The organism is Amycolatopsis echigonensis (genome assembly GCF_014174495.1).
Taxonomy (GTDB): Bacteria; Actinomycetota; Actinomycetes; order Mycobacteriales; family Pseudonocardiaceae; genus Amycolatopsis; species Amycolatopsis echigonensis.
Map to the genome: position 1 here is coordinate 1 of NZ_JACJHR010000246.1, position 933 is coordinate 933.

Genomic DNA, 933 nt, shown 5'->3' on the forward strand with positions numbered 1-933 from the left:
GGGTCTGCCCAGGGTCTGGTTGACACCTCACCTGTGAGGCTCCGGCCTCGCCTGGAAGGATGTCACCGTGCCCAAGCCCTACCCCCGTGAGTTCCGCGACGACGTGATCGCGGTGGCCCGCCGCGGCGAGGCCCCGTTGAAGCAGGTCGCCAAGGACTTCGGGATCTCCGAATCGTGCCTGGCCAACTGGCTGCGCGCCGCCGACGTCGAAGACGGCGCCCGGCCCGGTGTGACCCGCGACGAGTCCGCTGAGCTGCGGGAGTTGCGCAAGCGCAACCGGCTGCTAGAGCAGGAGAACGAGGTCCTGCGCAAGGCTGCGGCTTACCTGGCGCAGGGCCACCTGCCGGGAAAATAGCCTTCCCGCTCGTCCGTGAACTGGCCGCGGCCGGCGCCCCGATCAGGGTGCCGGTCGCGGTGACGTGCAGGGTGCTGGGTATCTCCCGGCAGGCCTACTACCAATGGTGCGCAGCCCCGTTCTCGCAGCGGGACTGGGACGACGCGCAGCTGATCAACGCCGCCCTCGAGATTCATGCCGACGACCCGGCCGACGGGTACCGGTTCATCGCCGACGAGCTCGCTCGCCGGGGTTTCACCGCCTCGGAGAACCGGGTGTGGCGGATCTGCTCCATGCAGCAGATCTTCTCCCTGCATGCCAAGACGAAAGGCCGTTCCCGTAAGGCGGGGCCGCCGGTGCACGACGACCTGGTCCGCCGGGATTTCACCGCTGATGCACCGAATACCAAGTGGCTGACCGATATCACCGAGCACTCCACCGGTGAGGGCAAGCTGTACTTGTGTGCGGTCAAGGATTGCTACTCCAACAAGATCGTCGGATACTCCATCGCCTCGCACATGCGGGCCTCACTCGCCGTCAGCGCGCTGCGGAACGCGATCGCGCTGCGCGACCCGCACGATGTCGTCGTCCACTCCGAC

At 67.3% G+C, this 933-nt stretch carries 1 pseudogene; it reads left to right on the forward strand.

The features are described from left to right. Nucleotides 1-67: 67 nt before the first annotated feature. A pseudogene (locus H5411_RS48290) lies at nt 68-933 on the forward strand (IS3 family transposase); the annotation flags it as partial.